Source organism: Streptomyces sp. NPDC054840, assembly GCF_053611065.1.
In genome coordinates this window covers 1-1,261 of sequence record NZ_JBSGZP010001127.1, presented here as the reverse complement: position 1 = coordinate 1,261, position 1,261 = coordinate 1, and the positions used below count along the sequence as shown (strand labels likewise).

1 protein-coding gene is annotated in these 1,261 nt (G+C 71.8%); it reads right to left on the bottom strand.

Features of this window, described 5'->3' with window-relative positions:
• Positions 1 to 169 precede the first annotated feature (169 nt).
• Positions 170 to 1,162, bottom strand: coding sequence for a PAC2 family protein (locus ACWGIU_RS38085; protein WP_453712696.1), 993 nt, complete (start codon positions 1,160 to 1,162; stop codon positions 170 to 172).
• Positions 1,163 to 1,261 lie beyond the last annotated feature (99 nt).

The window sequence follows — 1,261 nt, the reverse complement described above, 5'->3', positions numbered from 1 at the left end:
GTGCTGCCGCTGCGCGAAGCCTCTCGCCCTCACGCCGTTTCCCGCGCCTCGAACGCCGGCGGGGCTGATGTTCAGCCCGTCCGGCGATTGAGGACCGGGTCCGGGCAGAGCCCGGGGAACGGAGGAAGGGCGGGTAGGGGATGGCCCCGCGCAGCGGCGAGGCCCGCGGTCAGGACTGCGGCGGGGTGTCGTTCCCGTCCGGCTCCGGACTCTCGTCCGACGGGCCCGGTTCGGGGTCCGGCTTGCGCTTCGGGGGCCGGGGGAGGCCCCCGCTCGTGTCGCGCAGGTACGAGCCGTCGCCCGGCTCGGCCGAGGGGGCCGCCGGGTCACGCCGGCGCAGGTACCGCTCGAATTCGCGGGCGATCGCGTCCCCCGACGCCTCCGGCAGGTCGGCCGTGTCCCGCGCCTCCTCCAGCGTCTGGACGTACTCCGCCACCTCGCTGTCCTCGGCGGCCAGTTGGTCCACGCCCAGCTGCCACGCCCGGGCGTCCTCCGGCAGTTCGCCCAGCGGGATCCGGATGTCGATCAGATCCTCCAGCCGGTTCAGCAGGGCCAGTGTCGCCTTCGGGTTCGGCGGCTGGGAGACGTAGTGCGGCACCGCCGCCCACAGCGACACCGCCGGGACACCCGCGTGCGTACAGGCCTCCTGCAGGATGCCCACGATGCCCGTCGGGCCCTCGTACTTGGTCTCCTCCAGGTCCATCGTCCGCGCCAGGTCCGCGTCCGAGGTGACCCCGCTCACCGGCACCGGCCGCGTGTGCGGGGTGTCCCCGAGCAGCGCGCCCAGGATGACCACCATCTCCACGCCCAGCTCATGCGCGAAGCCGAGGATCTCGTTGCAGAACGACCGCCACCGCATGGACGGTTCGATGCCCCGGACCAGCACCAGGTCCCGCGGCTTGGCACCGCCGATCCGGACCACCGACAGCCGTGTCGTCGGCCACGTGATCTTCCGTACCCCGTTGTCCAGCCACACCGTCGGCCGGTTGACCTGGAAGTCGTAGTAGTCCTCGGCGTCGAGTGCCGCGAAGACCTCGCCCTTCCACTCCCGGTCCAGGTGTGCGACCGCACCGGAGGCCGCGTCACCCGCGTCGTTCCAGCCCTCGAACGCGGCCACCATGACCGGGTCGATCAGCTCGGGCACGCCCTCAAGCTCGATCACCCAGGTCTCCTTCCGAAGTTCCCTTGCGTACGTGGTCAGCCTAAGCCTTGATGAGGCACCGGCCACAGCCCACGACAGAGGGGCGGTTCCCCTCGGAAC